Raw genomic sequence first — 21,477 nt, forward strand, 5'->3', positions numbered from 1 at the left:
CCACCAGGATGGGCGCCGGGCAGCCTGCTGCCCGCGAACAGCTACAGGGCAGGTGGACGCCGGCAGCGGAGCGCCCTGCCCAGGGGAGGAAGACAACATGGGTCGAGCGACCCGAAGAGTCGCCGCCTGCGCGGCAGCCGTTCTGCTGGCCGGAGGCCTGCAGTCGTCCCTCGCACACGCCACCACCACCACGCCCCGGATCGATCTCACGGTCCTGGTGATCAGCGACGGCGGGCCGGCCACGGCCGCGATCGCCGCCGAGCTCAAGAGCCAGGGCACGCCGTACAAGCTCGTCGACCTCAACGACACCGGCCGGCCGGTGATCGACGCGGCCTTCCTCAGCGACACCCTGAACGGCCAGCCGCGCGGCAAGTACCAGGGCATCGTGCTGCCCAACGACAACCCGTTCGCGGCCGGCTCCGCCGAGATGGCCGCGATCGCCACGTACGAGGCCGCGTTCGGCGTCCGCCAGGTCGACGCGTACACCTACGCCCGCCCCGACGTCGGCCTCAACTGGGCGGTCAACCCCGGCTACATGGGGACCCTGGACGGTTTCCAGGGCCAGGTCACCACGGCCGGCCTGAGCGGGCCGTTCGACTACCTCAAGGGCAGCGTCCCGTTCGAGGACAACGACCCGACCGTCCCGGAGAGCTACGGCTACCTGGCCACCCCGCTGGCCACCCTGCCGGCCGGCTCCAGCTTCACCCCGCTGGTCGAGGTGCCGATCCCGAACAGCACCGCCAAGGGCTCGCTGGTCGGCGAGTACCAGCACGACGGCCGCAAGGAACTGGTCGTCACCTTCGTCTACAACCAGTACCAGCAGCAGTACCGCCTGCTGGCCCGCGGCATAGTCGACTGGATAACCCAGGGCGTCCACCTGGGCTACGACCGCAACTACTTCGCGGCCCACGTCGACGACGTCTTCCTCGCCGACGACCGCTGGGACACGGTGCTCAAGTGCACCCCCGGCGACGTCACCTGCCCGCCCGGCACCCCGGAGACGGCCAACCCGATCCGGATGACGGTCGCCGACGCGCAGTACGCCAAGCAGTGGCAGCTCGACCACGACTTCACCATGGACATGGTGTTCAACGGCGGCGGCAGCGAGGACTGGAAGACCGACCACGAGACCACCACCGACCCGGTGGTGGACCAGATGGTCGCCGACCAGACCAGCTACCGGTGGATCAACCACACCTACACCCACCCGTACCTGGGCTGCCTCCAGGACGTCTCGGTGGTCCCGTGGAAGTGCACCAAGACCACCTCCGGCAGCACCGTCTGGGTCGACCAGGCCACCATCACCTCCCAGATCAAGAACAACCTCGACTGGGCGGCCGCCCGGAGCCTGCAGCTGGACAAGACCGAGCTGGTCACCGGCGAGCACTCCGGCCTGCTGACGGCGCCCCAGGAGACCAGCGACAACCCGTACCTGGCCCCCTCGCTGGCCGCCAACGGGGTCAAGTGGACCGCCAGTGACGCCTCCCGCGAGCCCGCCCAGCGGGCCGTCGGCGCCGCGCTCACCGTGCCGCGCTACCCGATGAACATCTTCTACAACGCCGCCACGGCGAAGGAGGAGACGGACGAGTACAACTGGATCTACACCAGCGTCGCCAACGGCGGCAGCGGCGTCTGCCAGAACGCCAACTCCACCTGCCTGCCGACCCCGCTGGACGTCAACACCGGCTACCAGTCGTACATCGTGCCGCTGGAGGCCCGGATCGACCTCGGCCACGTGCTGAGCAACGACCCGCGGCCGCACTTCATCCACCAGTCGAACCTGTCCGAGGACCGGATCGTCTACCCGGTGCTGGAGAAGATCCTCTCCACCTACCGGTCGCTGCACGCCGACAACGCCCCGGTCGTGAACCTCCCGCAGAAGGAGATCGGCCAGGAGTTCCAGCGGCGGGCGGCCTGGAACAACGCCATCGCCTCCGGCCAGGTCACCGCCTACCGCACCGGCGACGCCGTCTTCGTGCACGCCCCGGCCGGTGTCCAGATCCAGGCCACCGTGCCGACCGGCACCGTCCAGCAGCTCGCCATCGGCACCGCCGCCTTCGGCACCGCCTACGCGGGCTCGCTCTCCGGCTGGGTCAAGCCCGGCCAGCTGCAGAGCGGCGTCCAGCTGACGCTGCCCGCCGCAGGCACCCCGGCCGCCCCGGCCGGCACCAGCCCGAGCGTCGCGGCCAAGTCCGTCCCGGCCCCGGCGCCGGCCGACACCAAGGTCGTCCCGCAGGGCACCGCGGACGCCGTCCCGGCCGGTCCGGGCGACACCGACCGCACCGACGCGCCGACCCTGGTCCCCGGGAGTGGGGCCCCGGTGGCGGGCAAGGACGTCGTTCCTGGTACGACTTCGGGTACGGCGAGCAGCACCGGCGGGAAGGCGGCCGGCCACGGCGGCGCCCCGCAGCAGCACGGCAAGGCCTCCGGGGGGAAGGCCGAACCCGCCAGGAAGACCGCCGGCTCGCCCGGCACCCGCTAGACAGGTGAACCCGGTGGCGGCCGCAGTGCGGCGGCCGTCACCGGCACCACCCGACCGGCCTGCTCGGCCGGGAGCTTGAGGCAAGAACAGGAGGGGGGACACAGATGCGCGTCACCCTGCTCACCGAGGGGACGTACCCGCACCAGCACGGCGGTGTGAGTGTCTGGTGCGACCAGCTCGTGCAAGGCATGCCGGACGTCGACTTCGACATCGTCGCCGTCACCGGCACCGGCCACGAACCACTGGCCTGGGAGCTGCCCGCCAACGTGCGGTCGGTCACCACCGCCCCGCTGTGGGGCCCGGCCTCGGAGGCGAAGGCCCCGCGCGGCAAGGAGATGCGCCGCTTCCTCAACACCTACGAACGGTTCCTGCACTCCCTCCTGGACCCGGTCTACACCACCCACTTCGGCACCGAGCTCTACGGCTTCGCCGACCTCGCCCGGCGCGGGCTGCTCAGCCCGGCGCTGCGCAGCGAGCGCGCCCTGCGCACCCTCCAGCACGTCTGGACCCGCGACTACCTCTCGACCGCCGTCTCCCGGCCCACCATGCACGACGCGCTGAACGCCACCGACCTGCTGGAGCACGCGCTGCGTCCGCTCGCGGTCGAGCCGCCGCGCGACGGAGTGGCGCATGCGGCGAGCGGCGGACTGGCCACGCTCCCGGGGCTGATAGCCGCTCAGCAGTTCGGCGTACCGTTTCTCCTCACCGAGCACGGCATCTATCTGCGCGAGCGCTACCTCGGCTACCGCACCGGCCCCTACCGCTGGCCGGTCAAGGCGCTGCTGCTCGGCTTCTACCGGATGCTCGCCGAGGAGAGCTACCGGCGGGCCGCGCTGGTCACCCCCGGCAACCGGTACAACCGGCGCTGGGAGGAGCGCGGCGGCACCCCCTCCACGCACATCCGCACCGTCTACAACGGCGTCGACCCGGCGGCCTTCCCGCCCGCCGGGCCGGAGCCCGGGACCCCGACGCTCAGCTGGGCCGGCCGGGTCGACCCGATCAAGGACCTGGAGACGCTGATCCGCGCGTTCGCGATCGTGCGGCGCGAGATACCCGACGCCCGGCTGCGGCTGTTCGGCGGCACCCCCAAGGGCGGCGAGGCCTACCGCGAGGCGTGCGAGGCGCTGGCCGCCGAACTCGGCACCGCCGACTCGGTGGTCTTCGAGGGCCGGGTCGCGGACATCACCGACGCCTACGCGGCCGGGAACGTGGTGATGCTCTCCTCGATCAGCGAGGGCTTCCCGTTCACCCTGATCGAGGCGATGTCCTGCGGCCGCGCCACCGTCTCGACCGACGTCGGCGGCGTGCGCGAGGCGGTCGGCGACACCGGCCTGGTCGTCCCGCCGCGCGAGCCCGAACCGATGGCCGCGGCGGCGATCGAGCTGCTGCGCGACCCGGAGCGCCGGGCCCGGCTCGGCGAGCAGGCCCGGCTGCGGGTGATCGAGCAGTTCACCCTCCGCCAGAACATCGACGGCTTCCGCAGCATCTACACCGAGCTGCTGGGCACCTCCCGCTGGCTGCCCGAGGGCGTGGTCGCCGTCACCGACGGGCCACCGGACCCGGACTGGGAGCAGCCGGCCGAGCAGGAGCGCAGCGAGGTGGTGGGCGCATGAGCGAGCGCAGCGAGCTCGTCATCGACAGGTGCGCGTCCCGCGAAGCGGCCGCCGAGCGCAGCGAGGTGGGCGCATGAGCGGGCCTTTGCGTCTGGTTCCGAACGAGGCCGACGAGACCGTCCAGCTGCGGGTCCTGCCGCTGAAGCGGCGCCGTCCGACGCTGCCCGCGCAGCGCCCCGGGCCGCAGGCGGACCAGCTCGACCTCTCCCCCGACCCGCTGGACGAACTCGCCGAGCGGCTGCAGGACATCTGCGCCGACGCCGTCCACCCGTACGAGATCGCGGCCTTCCTGGAGTCCGACGGCCTCTCCGACGAACAGGCGGGCCTGCTGTACGGCCGCCCCGACGCGTTCACCGTCGCCGAGGAGCTGTTCGAACGGGTCGAACGCCGTTACCCCGGGCCGAGCGCCGAGTTCGCCAACCCCTGGCGGGCCGACCCCTGGCGGTGCGTCGTACGCGGCCTGGTGTTCGCCCTGCCCGGCCTCGGCTACCTGCTCGGCGCCAACCTGTTCGCCGCCGACCGGATGCGCTTCGGCCTGCCCTCGGGCATGCTCGCGCTGTCCGTGGCGACCCTGGTCAGCTGGTCGTGGAACCAGGCACTGGCGCACCGCGCGTACGCCTGGCTCGGCCGCGGCCGGCGCCGGTCGGCCGCGGCCTGCCTGGCGATCGGGGCCCCGCTCGGCGCGCTGACCGCGGCCACCGCCGGATACGTGGTCGGCGGACCGCTGGGCGCGCTCTGCTTCGCCGCCGGGCAGTCCGTCTACCTGGCGGCGGCCACCGCGCTGCTGGTGCTCGGCCGGGAGAAGTTCCTGCTGCTGGCGCTGGCGCCGTCGGCGCTCGGCGCGGGCGTGGTGCTCGCCGTCGACGTGCCGCAGGCCGTCCGCACCGCGGTGCTGCTGGCCTCGCTCGGCCTGGCCGTCGGGCTCGCCGCCCGGGAACTGCTGCGCTGCCGGCGCGCCGAGGCGGAACCCGTCCCGCTGCGGCTGCCGCTGCACAAGGAGATCCCGCACCTGCTGTTCGGACTCGCGGTCGGGACCCTCACCCTGATCGCCGGACTCGGGGTCACCGTCCACCGGGCGGTGAGCACCGGCAGCGCCGAGGGCGCCTCGGCCAGCCCGACCGGGCCGGCCATGATCGCCCTGACGCTGAGCCTCGGCCTCGCCGAGTGGCTGCTCTTCCGCTACCGGGCGATGGCGGTGGCCGCGCTGCGCACCAGCCACACCCCGGTCGAGTTCGCCCGCCGCACCGGCGGCGTGCTGCTCGGCTGCCTGTTCATCTACCTCACCACCGTGGCCGCCCTCGACGCCGCCGCCACCGTGCTCTGGCCCGGCGCCCCCGCGCTGGGCGTCCCGGAGCTCGGCGCGCTGCTGCTGCTCGGCGGCTCGCTCTGGCTGGCGCTGCTGCTGAACGCCTTCGGGCTCAGCTGGAGCACCGCCCTCATCTGTCTGGCAGCCGCGGGCGCCGAGTGCGCCGGACTGCTGACCGGTGCGGACCCGACCGTCCTGCAGCTGATCGGCTGCGGGGCCGCGGCGGCCGTCCTCACCGCCACCGCCGGGCCCGTGCTCGGCCGCACCACCAAGCACCGCTGAAACCGGCACCGCGGAACAGCTGAACAGCGCACCACGGAACCAGCACGACGGAACAGCACCACCCGTACCGGGCCCCGGCCGGGTCACCACACCGTCGCTCACCCGGCCGGACCCGTACACCACGTCCCCTGAAGACACAGGAAGCGATTCACCATGAGCAGCGTCGCCGTCACCGGAGCCGAGGGATTCATCGGCTCCCACCTCGTCGAAACCCTGGTGGCCGACGGCCACCGGGTCCGCGCGATGGTCCAGTACAACTCGTTCTCGTCCTTCGGCTGGCTGGAGACCCTCCCGAAGGAGGTGCTGGACTCCGTCGAGATCGTCCTCGGCGACGTCCGCGACCCCGGCTCGGTCAACGGCCTGGTCAAGGGCACCGAGGCGGTCTACCACCTGGCCGCCCTGATCGCGATCCCGTACTCCTACCGGGCCCCGCACTCGTACGTGGACACCAACGTCACCGGCACCCTGAACGTCCTGGAGGCCGTGCGCCACCTGGAGATCCCCCGCCTGGTGCACACCTCGACCAGCGAGACCTACGGCACCGCGCAGACCGTGCCGATCAGCGAGGACCACCCGATCAACACCCAGTCCCCGTACGCCGCCTCCAAGGCCGGCGGGGACCGGCTGGCCGACAGCTACCACGCCAGCTTCGAGACCCCGGTCGTCACCCTGCGCCCGTTCAACACCTTCGGCCCGCGCCAGTCGATGCGCGCCGTCATCCCGACCGTGATCGCCCAGCTCGCCGCCGGCGAGACCGAGATCACCCTCGGCGACCTGCGCCCGACCCGCGACTTCATGTTCGTCAAGGACACCGCGCTGGCCTTCCGCACGGTCGGCACCGCCCCCGCGGAGACCGTGGTCGGCCGGACCTTCAACGCCGGCACCGGCGGCGAGATCTCGGTCGGCGACCTGGTCTCGCTGGTCGGCAAGCTGATGGGCGTCGACGTCGCCGTCAAGGAGGACGAGCAGCGCATCCGCCCGGCCAACTCCGAGGTCATGCGCCTGGTCGCGGACGCCACCCGGCTGCGCACCGCCACCGGCTGGGCCCCGCGGTACTCGCTGGAGGAGGGTCTGGAGCAGACCATCGAGTTCTTCCGCGACCCGGCGAACCTGGCCCGCTACAAGACCGACATCTACAACGTCTGACCCGGCTCCGCCTTCCGTCCGCTCCCGGCACCGAAGGCCCCTTGTCGAACCGACTTCCGTGGGGGAACCACATGCACGCAGTGATCCTGGCCGGCGGTAAGGGCGTACGCCTCCGCCCGTACACCACCGCGCTTCCCAAGCCACTCGTCCCGATCGGCGACCAGCACGCGATCCTGGAGATCGTGATGCGCCAGCTCGCCGCCGCGGGCTTCCAGACCGTCACCCTGGCCATCGGCCACCTCGGCCACATCATCCGCGCCTACGTCGGCAACGGCTCCCAGTGGGGGCTGCGGGTCGGGTACGCGGTCGAGGACAGCCCGCTCGGCACCCTCGGCCCGCTGCTCACCCTGCAGGACCGGCTGCCGGACAACTTCCTGGTGATGAACGGCGACGTCCTCACCGACCTGGACTTCGCCGGGGTGCTCAAGCACCACGAGGCGTCCGGGGCCCCGCTCACCATCGCGACCTACGCCCGCCAGGTGAAGATCGACTTCGGCGTGCTGACCTCCGAGGGCGGGGCGATCACCGGCTTCCAGGAGAAGCCGAGCATCGACTACCGGGTCTCGATGGGCGTCTACGGCGTCTCCCGCGCCGCGCTCGCCCGCTACACCCCGGGCCTGCCGCTGGGCTTCGACGAGCTGGTGCTGGACCTGCTGGCCGCCCAGACGCCGCCGTCCGCCTACGAGTTCGACGGCTACTGGCTGGACATCGGCCGCCCGGACGACTACGACCGCGCCAACGCCGAGTTCGCGCTCAACCGCTCGCTGCTGCTCCCGGGCGAACCGGCCGCCGCCCCCGCCGCCGGCGAGGGCCTGTACGCCGTGCCGAACGGCCAGGCGCTGCCGATCCCCGCCGCCAGAACCGCCCCCGAGGCCGCTGACGGGCAGCCGACGGCCACGGTCCCGGCCGGCCCCGAGAACGACGGACGGGCCGCGTGAGGATCCTGCTGCTCGGCGCCGACGGCTTCCTCGGCCGGCACGCCGCCACCGCCCTGCGGGCACTGCCCGGTGCCACCGTGCTGACCGCCGGGCGGCGGCCCGACCACGACCTGCGGCTCGACCTGGCCACCGCCCAGGCCGGCCCGGTCGGCGAGGAGCTGGCCGCGCTCGCCCCGGACGCGGTGGTGAACGTCGCCGGCGCCGTCTCCGGCAGCGCCGTCACCCTCGCCGAGGTGAACGCCCGCGGTCCGGCCGTGCTCGCCGAGGCGCTCGGCCGGGGCGCCCCGACGGCCCGGCTGGTGCACATCGGCTCGGCCGGCGAGTACGGCGTCTGCGCCCCCGGCAGCTCGCTCGCCGAGGACGCCGACGCCCGCCCGGTCGGCGTCTACGGCGCCACCAAGCTGGCCGGCTCCCTCGCGGTGGCCGACTCGCCGCTGGACGCCGTGGTGCTGCGGGTGTTCAACCCGGTCGGCCCCGGTGCCCCGGCCGGCTCGCTGCCCGGCCGGCTCGCCGCCGAGCTGCGCCGGGCCGCGTCCGAGGGCGCCGACGGGGTGGTGCGGGTCGGGGACCTCTCGGCCCACCGCGACTTCGTCGACGCCCGGGACGTCGCCCGCGCGGTCGCGCTCGCCGTCACCGCCCGGGGCCCGCTGCCCCGGGTGCTCAACCTGGCCTCCGGGCAGGCCCGGCCGGTCCGGGCGATCGCCGACGGTCTGGTCGCGGCGGCCGGCTTCGCCGGCCGGATCGACGAGAGCGGCGCCGGTTCGGAGCGCTCCGCGGCGGTCTCCTGGCAGCAGGCCGACGTGTCGGCCGCCGCCCGGGCGCTCGGCTGGCACCCGGAGAGCGGACTCGACGAGACGCTGCGCGACCTCTGGCTCTCCACCGAACCGCTGGTCACCGCATGACCGGGGGCCACCACCCCGACGGCCGCCTGCTGGTGCCGCTCTACGTCCACCCCGCGGTGGACCCGGCGGCCTGGCAGGCGGTCGCCGCCGCCGACCCGAAACGCGTCGCCGCCGTCGTGCTCAACCTCGCCGACGGGCCGGGCGAGCCCGACCACGTCTTCACCGAGGCCGCCGAGAAGCTCCGCAAGGCCGGCCTGCCGCTGCTCGGCTACGCCGACACCGACTACGGCCGGCGGCCGCACGCCGCCGTGGTGAACGACATCCTGACCTACCGTCAGCGCCACGGCATCTCCGGCGTCTACCTCGACCAGGTGTCCGCCGTGCCCGGCGCGCTGCCGCACTACCGGCGTCTGGCCACCGCGGCCCGGGCCGCCGGCTGCGCCACCGTGGTGTTCGGCCACGGCGACCACCCGGACCCCGGGTACGCCGAGGTCGGCCTGGCCGACCTGCTGGTCACCTTCGAGGGCGACTGGGCCGCCTACCAGGCGCTGGCCCTGCCGCTGTGGACCGGCCGGCACGCCGCCGCCCGGTTCTGCCACCTGGTCTACGGCGTCCCCGCCGAACGGGCCGGGGAGGCCGCCGCGTTGATCGCCGCCCGGCGGGCGGGGGTCGGCTGCGCGGTGCCGGGCGCCGGGGAGAACCCCTGGAGCACCCTGCCGCACCAGCTGACCGCCGGCCGGCCACTGCCCGAACCCATCTGACCCGATCCGGAGTCCGTGCACCGTGACCCGCCGTACCCGGCCCGTGTGGGCCGCCCTCGCCCTCGCCACCGCCACCGCGCTGCTGGCGACCTCGTGCAGCAGCTCCGGCTCGGACGACGAGGACGACCCCTCGGCCGACGCCACCGCGGCCCCGCCCCCGGCGGCCACCGCCGCCCCCGTTCCGGGGACTCCGACCGCACCGGCCACTCCGGACACGCCGGGCACCCCGGGAACACCGGGCACCCCGACCTCTCCCGACGGCCCGGGCTCACCGACCGCCCCCGGCCACCCGCCGGCCCCGTCCGGCACCCCGGGCACCCCCGCCGCTCCCGGCACCCCAGGGACCCCAGGCACCCCGGCGACCCCGGGGACCCCCAACACCCCCGCCGCTCCCGGCACTCCGGGAACCCCCGGCACGCCCGGCGCCGCCGGCGCCCGCTGGCAGCCCGCACCCGGCCTCGCCTGGCAGTGGCAACTCGGCGGCGGCGTCGACCAGTCCGTCGACGTCCCCGTCTACGACATCGACGGCTTCGAGACCGACGCCTCCGTGGTCGCCGCCCTGCACGCCAAGGGCCGCAAGGTGATCTGCTACATCAACGCCGGTTCCTGGGAGGACTTCCGCCCCGACTCCGCCGCCTTCGCCCAGGCCCTCCAGGGCTCGGGCAACGGCTGGAAGGGCGAGAAGTGGTTCGACATCCGCAAGATCGACCAGCTGAAGCCCCTCATGGCCGCCCGCTTCGACATGTGCCGGCAGAAGGGCTTCGACGCCGTCGAGCCCGACACCATCGAGGCCTACAACCAGAACAGCGGCTTCCCGCTGACCGCGGACGACCAGCTCCGCTACAACCGCATGCTCGCGGCGCTCGCCCACGAGCGCGGTCTGGCGATCGGCCTGAAGAACGACCTGGAGCAGGTCCCGGCGCTGCTGAACGACTTCGACTTCGCCGTGAACGAGGAGTGCGCGCAGTTCGACGAGTGCGCCCGCCTCTCCCCCTTCATCCAGGCGGGCAAGGCGGTCTTCCACGTCGAGTACAAACTGGGCACCGAGAAGTTCTGCGGCCGCACCAAGGCTTTGGGCTTCAGCTCGATGCAGAAGAAGCTCGAGCTGGACGCCTGGCGCAAGCCCTGCTGAGGAGGCGGGGTCCGGCACCCGGGGGCCGCCGGACCGCCAGGCCTTCCACCGCGAGGATTACTTGACGGCCAGCCAGATGACGGCGCCCAGCACCGCGAGGGCGACCACGGCGATCACCGCGATCTTGCCGGTACGGTTGCCGTTGTTGCCGCCGTAGGTGTTGACGGACCCCGGCGCCTGGGGCGCCGGGGTCTCCTCGACGAAGGCCCGGAACATCTGGGTGCTGCCGGCGGGGTCGTGCTCGTTGTCAGCCATGGCACGGACTCTAACGAATCCGCGGACCACCCCGACACCCGGTCTCCGCGCTGCGAACGTGCGACGGGCGTGTGAAGTCCGCCTCGTTCACGGAATGTCCACCCGGTCGATCGGGTTGACTCGGACCATGACCGATTCCCGCAGCGACGCCCCCCGTTACGTGCAGCTCGGCCACTCCGAGCTCGCGGTGTTCCCCCTCTCCCTCGGCGGCAACGTCTTCGGCTGGACCGCCGACGAGGCCGAGTCCTTCGCCGTCCTCGACGCCTACGCCGCGGCCGGCGGCAACTTCATCGACACCGCCGACACCTACTCCTCCTGGGTGCCGGGCAACACCGGCGGCGAGTCCGAGGCCATCATCGGGAAGTGGCTGCGCAGCCGCGGCAACCGCGACTCCGTCGTCATCGCCACCAAGGTCGGCCTGCACCCCGAGGCCCCCGGGCTGGCCGCCGCCAACATCAAGGCCTCCGCCGAGGGCTCACTGCGCCGCCTCGGCGTCGACCACATCGACCTCTACTACACCCACCAGGACGACGACACCCCGGTCGAGGAGTTCGTCACCGCCCTGGACGCGCTGGTGCGCGAGGGCAAGGTGCGCGCCGTCGCCGCCTCCAACATCGGCGCCGACCGGCTCGCCGAGGCGCTCGCCTTCGCCGAGCGCGAGGGCCTGACCGGCTACACCGCCGTCCAGCCGCACTACAACCTGGTCTCCCGCGGCACCTTCGAGGGCCCGCTGGCCGACGTGGTCGCCGCACACGGCCTCGCCACCCTGCCGTACTACGCGCTGGCCTCCGGCTTCCTCACCGGCAAGTACCGCCCGGGCGGCGCCGAGGTGGCCAGCGCCCGCGCCGAGGGCGCCGGCCGCTACCTGGACGACCCGCGCGGCCCCAAGGTGCTGGAGGCACTCGACACCGTGGCCGCCGAGCACGCCGTCGAGCCCGCCACCGTCGCCCTGGCCTGGCTCACCGCCCGGCCGACGGTCGCCGCCCCGATCGCCAGCGCCCGCACCGTCGGCCAGCTCCCGCCGCTGCTGGCCGCCGCCGCGCTGGAGCTCACCCCGACGCAGACCACCCTGCTGGACGACGCCTCCGCCTGAGGCCGTCACCCGCAAGGGCGCGCCGTCCACGGCTCGTGGACGGCGCGCCCCTTCGCACTCCCCGGTGCCGGACCCCTACGGCCGGCCGAAGTGGGTCGGGTAGAAGCCGCTGCTGATCGCCGACACCCGGACCGTCTTGCCCGGCCGGGGCGCCTCGACGAACTTGCCGCCGCCGAGGTAGATCCCCACGTGGTGGATGCCCGAGGCCCGGCCGCTGTCCGACCAGAACAGCAGGTCGCCGCGGCGCAGCTGCCCCGCGGTGATCGGCGTGGTCGCCGCGTACTGGTCGTCGGCCACCCGCGGCAGGCTGATCCCCGCCCGCTGGTAGGCCTGCTGCACCAGCCCCGAGCAGTCGTAGCCGGAGGGACCGTTGCCGCCCCACACGTACGGCTTGCCCTGCTGCGCGAGCGCGTACTCGATCGCCGACTCCAGGCGGCCGGCCGAGCGCGTCTCGGCCGGGGCGGGCGCGGTGCTGCCGGCCGACGCCGCCGAGCCGCCGCCGGACTGGCCGGTGCGGCTCAGGTAGACGTCGTAGTGGCTGGTGTAGCGCCACTCACCGCTGCCGTTCTTGAACCAGTACTTCGAACCGTCCCAGCCCTGCCGCATCCCGCCGGAGGCGGCCGAGCCGTTGGAGACGGCCTGCTGCGCGGTGGAGGAGGCGGAACCGCCGCCCCCCACGGCGCTGGAGTACACGGTGTAGTGGCTGGTGTAGCGCCACTCGCCGCTGCCGTTCTTGAACCAGTACTTCGAGCCGTCCCAGCCCTGCTTGCCCGGCGCGGCGTGCGCGGACCCGGCGCCCGCGGTCAGTCCGACCACCCCGGCACCGGCCAGCACCGTGGTGGCCAGGCAGGTACTTCGCACCGCCCGGTGTATTCGGCCCCCGCCGTACGGCTCCGCCGCGCGGGCGGTGCGCGGCCGGGCAGCGCAGTTCGGGCAGGCGCAGCCCGTGATCGCAGGGACGCTGCCGAGGCTCTCCTCGAAACCGATCAGCGCCGCGTCGTCCGCGTCCACGTCCGCGAACGCCGGGCCGGCGTCCGTACCGGTGGCTATCCTCATGCCGGTCGTCCTTCCTTCCGCCCGGCCCGGGTGGCCGGGGACGGTACCGAGGCGGCCACTCCGGCCGGGGCGACGAAGGCGACCAGCAACTGCTCCATCAACGCGCTCCGGGCGGCTTCGTCCAGCTCGTGCGCGGTGGCCCGCTCCAGTCGGCGCACGGCCAGCGCCGCCGCCTCCACCGCGTCGTCCACCAGCACCGTGCGCAGGCCCGCGTCCAGGTCGGCCAGCCGGCGGCGGCGCATCGACTCGGCCACCTCCGGCGCGTAGTCCAGCGCCAGCGGCTGCGCCGAGTAGACCTCCAGGCCGGCCGGCGCGACCTCGGCGGCCAGCGCCCGGGTCAGCTCGTCCGCGAACCACTGGCCGTCGCGCAGCGCGGGCCCGGGCGCCGCGTTGCTGTCGCACGGCAGGGTGGAGGCGGTCCGGGTGAGCACCGCCTGGACCTGCTCCCGCAGATAGCTCTCGTGGTCCTCGATCGCCAGCGTCGCGCGGGCGGTGTCCTTGACCCGCCAGACGATCAGCAGCCGCACGACGATCGGCGTCCCGGTGCGGTCGACCACCTTGACCGGCTCGCTGCGCCAGTGCCGCAGCCGGACGTCCACCCGGCGGCGGCGCAGCAGCGGGTTGACCCAGACCAGGCCGGTGCGGCGGACGGTGCCCCGGTAGCGGCCCCAGCGGGTGAGCACCCGGGTCTCGCCGCCCGCGTTGGCCAGCAGGCCCGCGAGCGAGAGGACGACGAGCAGTCCGGCGGCGGCCACGGCGGCCACCGAACGGCCGGTCACCTCAGCCTGGCCACTGGCCCTGGCGGCCCCCGAGCGCAGGTCGGGCAGCGCGTCCCAGTACGGGATGACGCCGTCGCGCGCCAGCACCAGCAGGACGGCGGCCGTGCCGAGCAGCAGTCCGAGCAGGGCGATCCAGCCGGGCAGGCCGGCCGCGGTGTGCTCGCGGAGCGCCTGGTCGGCGCGCGGGGGGCGGCGCGAGGTGACGGCGGTCGCCGCCGCGGCCGGCGCGCTCTCCGGCTCGTCCGCCACCGGGATCCTCGTGGTCACCGGCGGCATCGGGTCCGCCGTCTCCAGCGGATCGCGCAGGTCGACGGGGGTACCGACGGCCGGCCCGGGGACCACCGCGAGCGGGGTGGTGGCCGGGCCGTTGTCGGCCGACTTGGCGGGCCTGGGCGGCCTCGCCGCCCTGGCCAGCGGGCTGGAGCCGGAGGCGGAACGTTCCGGCAGCGCCGGGGGGAACGCCTTGGGCAGGTGGTCGGGTCGCTGCGAAGAATCGCGGGTGACGTCCATGCACGGATCCTCAGGTTCAGTGTGTCGCGCAACGGGCGGCCCGGATCTGACGGGCAGTGCCAGAGCCAGGCTAAGTTCATACGTCATCAAATGCGACATTTGAACCAGTGCGTGTCGACATTTCTTGACGAATCATCCGAAGCCGGGCCTGACGCGCAGACACATGAGCGGATTGGGGGAGCGGTTCAGCGCCGCCGGGGGCCGGATCCCCGGCCGATCACCCGGCGGGTGATCAGACCGATGCCGGTGAGCACCAGCAGGACCCCGGCGAGCGCTCCGCGCCAGCCGTCCGACCGGTGCCGGTCGGCGGCCGTCGGCGACGGCGGCTCCGCCTCGTCGGCCGGGCCGGCGGAGTCGGTCGCGGTGCCGGTGGTCCGGGCCGCCTGCCGCGACCCGCCCGGTGGCGGCGCGGCCGGCGCCCGGTCGGTCCGCTCCCGGTCCGAGGCGGCGGCCGGCCCGGTGGGCGCCGGGGTGACGGAGGGAGTGGCGGAGGGAGTGACGGTCGGGGTCGGGGTCGGAGTGGAACTCGGGCCGGAACTCGGACCCGGGGGCGTCGGGGCCGAGGAGGACGGGGCCGCGGAGGCGGGAGCCGGGGACGCGCTCCGGGTCGCGGTCGCGGTCGCGGTCGGCATCGGGGTCGGGCGCGCCGTCGCCGGGCCGGACGCCGCTCCGGTGACCGGCGGCACGACGACCGGCGGCAGCCCGGGCGGGAGGGGCGCCGGCACCACGGCGGGCACGGCCACTACGGCGGGCGCGGCCACGGGTACGGTCGGGGCCGGACGGGCCGGGGTGCTCGCCGAGGGCTTCGGCACCACCGGGGAGGTGATCGCCGGGGACGGGACGGCCACCGAGGGCGTGGGTACCGAGGGCGTGGGTACCGAAGGCGTGGGCACCGAGGACGGCACCGAGGGCCTGACCGTGGCCGGGCCGGCGACCGCGCTCGGCACCGCCGTGGTCGGCACCGCCGTGGTCGTGGCCGTCGCAGGCGTCGCAGGCGTCGACGCGACCGGGGCCGTGGGCGCGGCCACCGGCGGCGGCGTAGCGGCGACGGACGCGGGCGCGGGCGCGGACGCGGACGCGGTGGGCGTCGGCACGGCACCCCCCGTCGGCGCCTGCACCGGCGCCGGAGCCGCCGTCTGCCCCGCCGTCTCGACCCGGACCGCCACCGCGTCCGCCGCCGTCCCGTTCCCCGCCTGGTCGGTGGCCGTGACGACCAGCCACTGCTCCCCGTCCGTCAGATCCCGGTTGGCCGTGCAGGTCCAGCTGCCGTCGACGGCCGCCGTCGCGCCGCAGGCGACGATCCGCGCCGTCCCGGCGGCGCGCTGCGGCCCCGCGGTGACGAGCACCCGCGCCCCGGGTTCGGCCTTCCCGGCCAGCCGGGGCCGGGCGGCCCGGACGGTCTCCCCGGCGGCCGGCGCGGTCAGCACCGGGCGGTCCGGCGGCACGGTGTCCACCACCAGCTCGACCGGCTGCCCGGCGGTCCGGTTCCCGGCGAGGTCGGCGGCGGCCGGGGTGAGCCGGTGCCGCCCCTCGGCCAGGTTCTCCACCGGCAGGCAGGACCAGCCGCCGTCGGCCCGGACGGCGGTGCTGCAGAGGTCCTCCTCCGGGCCGTCGGACGGCCGGTCGGTGACGACGACGGTGCCGCCCGGCTCCCCCGTGCCGGTCAGCCGGATGCCGGGGTCGTTGGTGAACCCGGGCAGCGTGAGCACCGCCGTGCCCGGCGCCGCGGTCCGCACGGTGAGCCGGACCGGCTCGCCGCGCAGCACCGCACCGGCGCCGGTGGTCAGTACCGGGGTGAGGGCGTGCGGGCCCGCGGCCAGCGCCGTGTCCGGGCGGCAGGACCAGTCGCCGCCCCGGGCGACCTGCCCGTGGCAGAGCGCGGTGTCGCCCTCGCGGACCTCGACGGTGGCGCCGGCCGTCGCCCGCGTACCGGAGATCCGGGGGCGGGTCTCGGCGAGGGTGGTGCCGTCGGCCGGCTGGGAGATCTCCGGGCGGGCGGCCCCGACGGTCAGTCGGATCCGCTGGTCCAGGACCTGCCCGGACTCGGCGGCGCCGTCGGCCGGCACCACCTGGGCGGCGTCCCGGCCGATCCGCAGCCGGGCCCGGGTCTCGCCGGAGGAGGCTCCGGCGGGGACGGTCCACTCCAGGGTGGCGCTGCGTGCACCGGGGGCGATCTCGGTCTGCACCCGCTCGACCGGGTCGAACCGGCCGTTGCGGTCGAAGTCGACCCAGCCGGCCAGGACGGCGGGCGCGTCGCCGACCGCGACCGGCAGGGTGAGCCGGTAGCCGTGGCCGATCGCCGCCTCCTCGGGGAAGCCGACGGCCGGGTCGGCGCCCTGGTGCTCGTCACGGCCGGGCCGCAGTCGCGGCGCCGGGGTGGACCCGGTGCCGGGCTGCCGGACCGGCCGGGTGGGCCGGGCGTCGGCGGTGGCGCCCGGGGTGGCGTCGTCACCGCCCGGGGAGAGGTCGGAGAGCAGGGGGGAGGTGCTGCCGTAGCTCAGCGGGGCGCTGCCGCCGATCAACAGCCCGGCCGCCAGGACGGTGACGGCCGTAGCCGGGAACTGTCGGTTCATCCGGCTCTCCTTCGCATCGACTGCCGAGCGGCCTGGATGGCCGGGCAGGCTGGGCACAAGATCAGACAAAACGGAATCATGATCCTGAGCCGGTCATACCGCGACACTTGCGCCCTTGGCCGCATAACACCCGATTGGCGGCCCTCCGACCGGCAGGACGGGATGTACCCGAAAGAACCGCATTTCACCCATAGGGCGGCCAACCGGGCCGAACCCCCGAGCCCCGGCCCGGCAAACGCAGAGACCCCCGGCCGTCGGCCGGGGGTCTCTCGATGGTGCGCTCAGCAGGATTCGAACCTGCAACCTCTTGATCCGTAGTCAAGTGCTCTATCCGTTGAGCTATGAGCGCAAGTTCCGGGCGGACCCGGTCTTGCGGGATTTGGTGCGCTCAGCAGGATTCGAACCTGCAACCTCTTGATCCGTAGTCAAGTGCTCTATCCGTTGAGCTATGAGCGCTCGCCCTGGCGAACGTTCCTCCGGGGCGGTGCGGGGACAACATTACATGACCTGCGGCGCGGGACGAAATCGATTGATCCGGGCACCCCGGGCACCCCCCGCCGGCCCGTCCCCAGAGATGCGAAGAGCCCCGCCGACAAGATCGTCGGCGGGGCTCCCGGCTGGCGGAGGCTGAGGGATTTGAACCCTCGATCAGGAATAACCCCGAAACCGCATTAGCAGTGCGGCGCCATAGACCGGACTAGGCGAAGCCTCCTCCACATGGAGCAAGCCCGCGTGCGCGGACCCGTTCCTTGTGCCTGTGATGATGCCACAACCCGGGGGCCCGGCACCAACCGCCGCCAACGTTACTAGGCGGGTCGTCCCCGCCGCAAAGAAGAATGAGATACTGCCGTCTCCGGAGAGAGCTGCCCTGAGCCGAGGAGACCTGTCGACGTGAGCAGCAGGCCGATCCGAGGCGCTGCTCGCCTCGCCGCCATACTCGACGCCCTGCCCGACGCGCTGTTGCTGGTCAACAGCAACGGCACCGTCGTCGATGCCAACACCGCGGCCGTCCAAGCGCTGCAGGCGCCGGGCACCTCGCTGGTCGGCATGGGCGTGCTCGACCTGCTCCCGGAGTTCGACCCCAGCCGGATCCCCGGCTCGATGCGGCCCGCCGCCCGCGAGGACGAGGCGCTCGACCGCCCGGTGCGGATGACCGCCCGGCGCACCGACGGCACCACCTTCCCGGTCGAGGTCTCCGGCAACGACTTCGACGACGACGGATCCGGTTCCGGCTCCGGCTCCGGCTACGCGCCCCCGGTGCCCTACGACCCGTACCGCGAGGGCTCCCGCTCCTCCGACCTGCTCCTGCTGCTGGTCCGCGACCTGACCGGCCGGCTCGGCGTCGAGGCGGAGCTGCGCCGCCAGCACAAGCAGACCGAGATGATCCTGCGGGCCGCCGCCGAGGGCGTGCTCGGCGTCGACCTCGAAGGCCGCTGCGTGCTGGTCAACCCGGCCGCCGCGCACATCCTGGAGTACCGGGCCAGCGAGTTGGGCGGCCGCGAGCTGCACCCGCTGATCCAGCACTCCCGGGCCGACGGCACGCCGCTGGCGCTGGAGGAGTCCGCGCTGCTGGACACCCTGACCTCCGGACGCAAGCACCGGGTGCGCGGCACCGTGCTGTGGCGCAAGGACGGCCGCCCGGTCACCGTCGACCTCACCACCGCCCCGGTCCGGGACGGCGACCAGCTGGTCGGCGCCGTGATGACCTTCACCGACCGCAGCCGCGAGCTGGCGCTGGTCGCCCGCAACGAGCACCTCACCGCCGTCCTGGAGAGCGAGCTGGGCGGTGCGCTGACCGCGCTGCACCGGCGGATCGACGCCCTCGCCGCCGACCCGGCCGGGCAGCTCTGGCCGGAGGCCAACTGGACCCTGCGCCGACTGGCCGACGAGTGCCGCCGCTACGGCAAGCTGATCGAGGGCGTGCTCGACCACCAGCGCTCCGAGGCCGGCGAGGGCGGCGGCGGCTCCGACGGCAAGGGCGGCGGTGCGGACGGCAAGAACGCCGGTGCGGACGGCACGAGCGGGCGGAAGGCCGCCGAGCGGGTGCCCGTCGCGCTGGACAAGGTGGTCCGCCGGGCCGTCGAGCACGCGGGCGAGCTGGTCGGCGCCGGCCGGGTGCGGTTCTCCGTGCACGCCGCCGCCGTCGAGGTGATCGCCGACGAGCAGCGGCTCGCCCGGGCGCTGGCCCACCTGGTCGCCGACGTCAGCGGCGTCGGCCTCGCGCTGGACGACGCGGCCCCCGAACTCCCCTCCCCCGGACTCGCCGCCCCCGGCACGCCCGCCCTGCCCCCGGCCGGTGGCGACGCGCCGGCCGTGGTGCTCGCGGCCGCCCAGCGCGGCGAGGTCGCCCGGGTGGAGATCCGCGGCCCCGGGCGCGGCGGCAGCCCCGTCCACCTGCCGATAGCCCGCGCGGTGGTCGAGCGCCACGGCGGGGTGCTCCAGCCGCACGAGCTGCCGGGACGCGCCGGCACCACGTACGTCGTCGAGCTGCCGCTGGACCCGGCCGCCGCCAAGGCCGCCGCCGAGCGCGCGTCCGCCGAGGGCCGGTCGGACCGGCCGAAGGAGAGCGACAGCGCCGTCCTGCCCGACCTGCCGGGCATCCCGCAGCTGCCGAGCGCGGCCCCGGCCGAGGAGCCGGCCGCCGCCGAGGGCGCCACCGCGGACGGTCCGTCGGCCGGTCCGGCGGAGCGCTCCCGGGAGGGCGCGCCGGACGGTTCCGCCGACGCCCGGAGAGCCGAGGCCCAGGCCGACCCGGCGACGGCGGGCAGTGCCCCGGACGAGCCGCCGGCCGTCGAGCAGCGGCGCGGACGCCGCGGCCGGCCGGCCGTCGAGCTGCCGCCCGCCGCCCCGGAGCAGCCGGGTCGCGACGGTGCCGCACCCGCCGCCCCCGTCGGCGCCATAGCCCCGGACATCCCCGCCGACCAGTGGCCCAACGCCCCCGCCCGGATCGAACGGGCCGTTCCCGAGCAGTGGAACGGCACCGGCAACGACCCCGCGTACGGGCGCCAGGGCCTGGGCGGCCCGAGCGGCCCGCAGAACGACCCCTGGGGCAAGGACGACGGCCGCTCCGGCACCGCCTACGCCGTCCCGGTCGACGGCGGACGTCCGGACGAGCGCCCCGGTGGCGGCAACGCCGGGGCCGCCGGTACCGGCGAGCGCCGGGCCGCCGGCGGCGAGGGCGGCCCGCGCGCTGCGATCGCGCTCGGTCCGGGCGGCGGCGAGTCCGCCGCGGACGCCCCGGCCGGCCGCGACGGTGGCGGCGAGGCCGAGCCCCGGCCGTCCGGGCGCCGCCGCGCACTGCCCGGCGGTGAGGACTCCTCCGGCGGGTTCGCCCTGCCCGGCGTCACCGACACCCCCGTCTACCCGGGGCTGGAGCACGCCCTGCCGGCCGGTCCGGCGCCCGCTCCGCCCGAGCCCGCCGCGCCCACGCCGACCGGTCGGCGGCGCCGGCTGGCCGTCCCGCCCGGGCCGGGCGGCGAGGCCGGCGGCCCGTCCGCGCCCGACGGCGCCGCGGCGGGCGGCTCGGCGCTCCCCGCTCTGCCCGCGCTGCCGTCGGCCGCCCCGGCACTGCCCGGCGCCACCGGGTCCCCCGGGTCTCCCGGGTCTCCCGGTTCTCCCGGCGACCAGCCCGAGGGCGGCCCGCGCCCGGTCGGCACCGGCCTCGGCGAGCTGGCCCCGCCGCGCCCCTTCGGCGCACCCGGCGCCCCCGGCCCGGCCGCCCCGGTGGGACCGGCCGGTGCCGTCATGCCGGTGACGCCGGTGGCACCCGCCGCCGACGCCCGGCCGCGGGCCGCGCTGGAGCTGCCCGCCGCCCCCGTCCCGGCGGCCCCCGGTGCCCCGCAGGCCAACGCGCCGATCGCGCTGCCGGGCGGCCGCACCGACACCGGCGAGCACAGCGCACAGCCCGCCCCGGCCCCCGACGGCGGTCCGCGCCGGCTGCTGGTCTGGCCCGAGCCCGACCCCGCCACCCGGCAGGCGCTCCAGGACCGCGGCTACCACCCGGTGATCGTCCGCTCCCGCGAGGAGGTGGACGCTCAGGTCGCCGGCTTCCCCGCCGCGCTCTTCGTCGACCCGCTGACCGGCCCGATCACCCGCACCGCCCTGCAGTCGCTGCGCACGGCGGCGCTGAACAGCCGGGTCCCGGTGCTGGTCACCGCCGGCCTCGGACAGGCCACCCGGGACGCCGCGTACGGCGCCGACCCGGCCGTCCTGCTGCGCGCGCTCGCCCCGCGCGACGGCGAGAACCACGCTCCGCGCGTCCTGCTGGTCGAGGGCGACCCGGACATCGCCGCCGCGATGATCGGCAGCCTGGAACGGCGCGGCATGCACGTCGAGCACGCGGTGGACGAGAACGACGCCGTCGCCCGGGCCAGCAGCGTGCAGCCCAACCTGGTGGTGATGGACCTGCTCCAGATCCGCCGCCGCCGGGTCGGCCTGCTGGACTGGCTGCGTGCCAACGACCGGCTGCACCGCACCCCGCTCGTCGTCTACACCTCGGTGGACCTCGACCCGCGCGAACTGCCCCGGCTGCGCACCGGCGAGACGGTGCTCTTCCTCGTGGAGCGCTCGACCAGCGACGACGTGCAGTCCCGGATCGTCGACCTGCTCGGGCGGATCGGCGCCATGGGCGAGGCGGGCGTCGCCGCGGCGGGCTGACGGCCGTGAACGCCGAGGGCCGGCCACCGCCTCACGGGGTGGCCGGCCCTCGC

At 75.1% G+C, this 21,477-nt stretch carries 13 protein-coding genes, 3 tRNA genes and 1 pseudogene; 10 read left to right on the forward strand and 7 right to left on the reverse strand.

From position 1 onward, the window contains the following. Positions 1 to 97 precede the first annotated feature (97 nt). From ACFCLZ_RS18435 to ACFCLZ_RS18470, 8 genes and pseudogenes are all read left to right on the forward strand, one after another. Positions 98 to 2,482, forward strand: coding sequence for a hypothetical protein (locus tag ACFCLZ_RS18435; protein WP_380286008.1), 2,385 nt, complete (start codon positions 98 to 100; stop codon positions 2,480 to 2,482). Positions 2,483 to 2,586: 104 nt separating this feature from the next. After that, positions 2,587 to 4,095 carry a GT4 family glycosyltransferase PelF gene (gene pelF, locus ACFCLZ_RS18440; RefSeq protein ID WP_380286009.1) on the forward strand — a complete coding sequence of 503 codons (1,509 nt, stop codon included), beginning with the start codon at positions 2,587 to 2,589 and terminating at the stop codon, positions 4,093 to 4,095. A gap of 73 nt (positions 4,096 to 4,168) precedes the next feature. Further along, positions 4,169 to 5,683 (forward strand): hypothetical protein, encoded by a 1,515-nt coding sequence (locus ACFCLZ_RS18445; RefSeq protein ID WP_380286010.1) that lies wholly within the window; start codon positions 4,169 to 4,171, stop codon positions 5,681 to 5,683. Between the two features lie 153 nt (positions 5,684 to 5,836). Then, the gene (locus tag ACFCLZ_RS18450) at positions 5,837 to 6,829 is read left to right on the forward strand and encodes an SDR family NAD(P)-dependent oxidoreductase (RefSeq protein WP_380286011.1); all 993 of its coding nucleotides are present in this window, start codon (positions 5,837 to 5,839) and stop codon (positions 6,827 to 6,829) included. A gap of 71 nt (positions 6,830 to 6,900) precedes the next feature. Further along, positions 6,901 to 7,608, forward strand: a pseudogene (locus tag ACFCLZ_RS18455) (NDP-sugar synthase); the annotation flags it as partial. A gap of 155 nt (positions 7,609 to 7,763) precedes the next feature. After that, a complete protein-coding gene (locus tag ACFCLZ_RS18460; RefSeq protein ID WP_380286012.1) occupies positions 7,764 to 8,669 on the forward strand; it encodes an NAD-dependent epimerase/dehydratase family protein in 906 nt (301 codons plus the stop codon). Next, positions 8,666 to 9,370 carry a spherulation-specific family 4 protein gene (locus tag ACFCLZ_RS18465; protein ID WP_380286013.1) on the forward strand — a complete coding sequence of 235 codons (705 nt, stop codon included), beginning with the start codon at positions 8,666 to 8,668 and terminating at the stop codon, positions 9,368 to 9,370. Before ACFCLZ_RS18460 ends, ACFCLZ_RS18465 begins: the two co-directional genes overlap by 4 nt. 22 nt (positions 9,371 to 9,392) lie before the next feature. Further along, on the forward strand, positions 9,393 to 10,502 hold the full coding sequence (locus ACFCLZ_RS18470) for an endo alpha-1,4 polygalactosaminidase (protein ID WP_380286015.1): 1,110 nt from the start codon (positions 9,393 to 9,395) through the stop codon (positions 10,500 to 10,502). A 57-nt stretch (positions 10,503 to 10,559) separates the two neighbouring features. On the opposite strand, the gene ACFCLZ_RS18475 is transcribed toward ACFCLZ_RS18470, so the two are convergent. Beyond that, on the reverse strand, positions 10,560 to 10,757 hold the full coding sequence (locus tag ACFCLZ_RS18475; protein WP_380286016.1) for a hypothetical protein: 198 nt from the start codon (positions 10,755 to 10,757) through the stop codon (positions 10,560 to 10,562). 127 nt (positions 10,758 to 10,884) lie between these two features. Here ACFCLZ_RS18475 and ACFCLZ_RS18480 point away from each other — a divergent pair, with 127 nt between their 5' ends. Next, complete coding sequence (locus tag ACFCLZ_RS18480; protein WP_380286017.1) at positions 10,885 to 11,850, forward strand: aldo/keto reductase; 966 nt, start codon at positions 10,885 to 10,887, stop codon at positions 11,848 to 11,850. Positions 11,851 to 11,925: 75 nt separating this feature from the next. On the opposite strand, the gene ACFCLZ_RS18485 is transcribed toward ACFCLZ_RS18480, so the two are convergent. The 6 genes from ACFCLZ_RS18485 to ACFCLZ_RS18510 all read right to left on the reverse strand — a co-directional run bounded on the left by ACFCLZ_RS18485 (position 11,926) and on the right by ACFCLZ_RS18510 (position 17,480). Further along, positions 11,926 to 12,906 carry a C40 family peptidase gene (locus tag ACFCLZ_RS18485; protein WP_380286018.1) on the reverse strand — a complete coding sequence of 327 codons (981 nt, stop codon included), beginning with the start codon at positions 12,904 to 12,906 and terminating at the stop codon, positions 11,926 to 11,928. Beyond that, positions 12,903 to 14,195 (reverse strand): SPFH domain-containing protein, encoded by a 1,293-nt coding sequence (locus tag ACFCLZ_RS18490; RefSeq protein ID WP_380286019.1) that lies wholly within the window; start codon positions 14,193 to 14,195, stop codon positions 12,903 to 12,905. The genes ACFCLZ_RS18485 and ACFCLZ_RS18490 overlap by 4 nt, the downstream gene beginning before the upstream one ends. A 185-nt stretch (positions 14,196 to 14,380) precedes the next feature. After that, the gene (locus ACFCLZ_RS18495; protein ID WP_380286020.1) at positions 14,381 to 16,768 is read right to left on the reverse strand and encodes an Ig-like domain-containing protein; all 2,388 of its coding nucleotides are present in this window, start codon (positions 16,766 to 16,768) and stop codon (positions 14,381 to 14,383) included. A gap of 273 nt (positions 16,769 to 17,041) precedes the next feature. Then, positions 17,042 to 17,117, reverse strand: a tRNA-Arg gene (locus tag ACFCLZ_RS18500). Between the two features lie 31 nt (positions 17,118 to 17,148). Then, a tRNA-Arg gene (locus tag ACFCLZ_RS18505) sits at positions 17,149 to 17,224 on the reverse strand. 162 nt (positions 17,225 to 17,386) lie between these two features. After that, positions 17,387 to 17,480, reverse strand: a tRNA-Ser gene (locus tag ACFCLZ_RS18510). Positions 17,481 to 17,659: 179 nt separating this feature from the next. On the opposite strand from ACFCLZ_RS18510, the gene ACFCLZ_RS18515 reads away from it, so the two are divergent. Beyond that, the gene (locus ACFCLZ_RS18515; protein ID WP_380286021.1) at positions 17,660 to 21,424 is read left to right on the forward strand and encodes a PAS domain-containing protein; all 3,765 of its coding nucleotides are present in this window, start codon (positions 17,660 to 17,662) and stop codon (positions 21,422 to 21,424) included. Positions 21,425 to 21,477: the final 53 nt, after the last annotated feature.

The sequence above is a fragment of the Kitasatospora purpeofusca genome (genome assembly GCF_042691725.1).
GTDB lineage: Bacteria > Actinomycetota > Actinomycetes > Streptomycetales > Streptomycetaceae > Kitasatospora > Kitasatospora purpeofusca_B.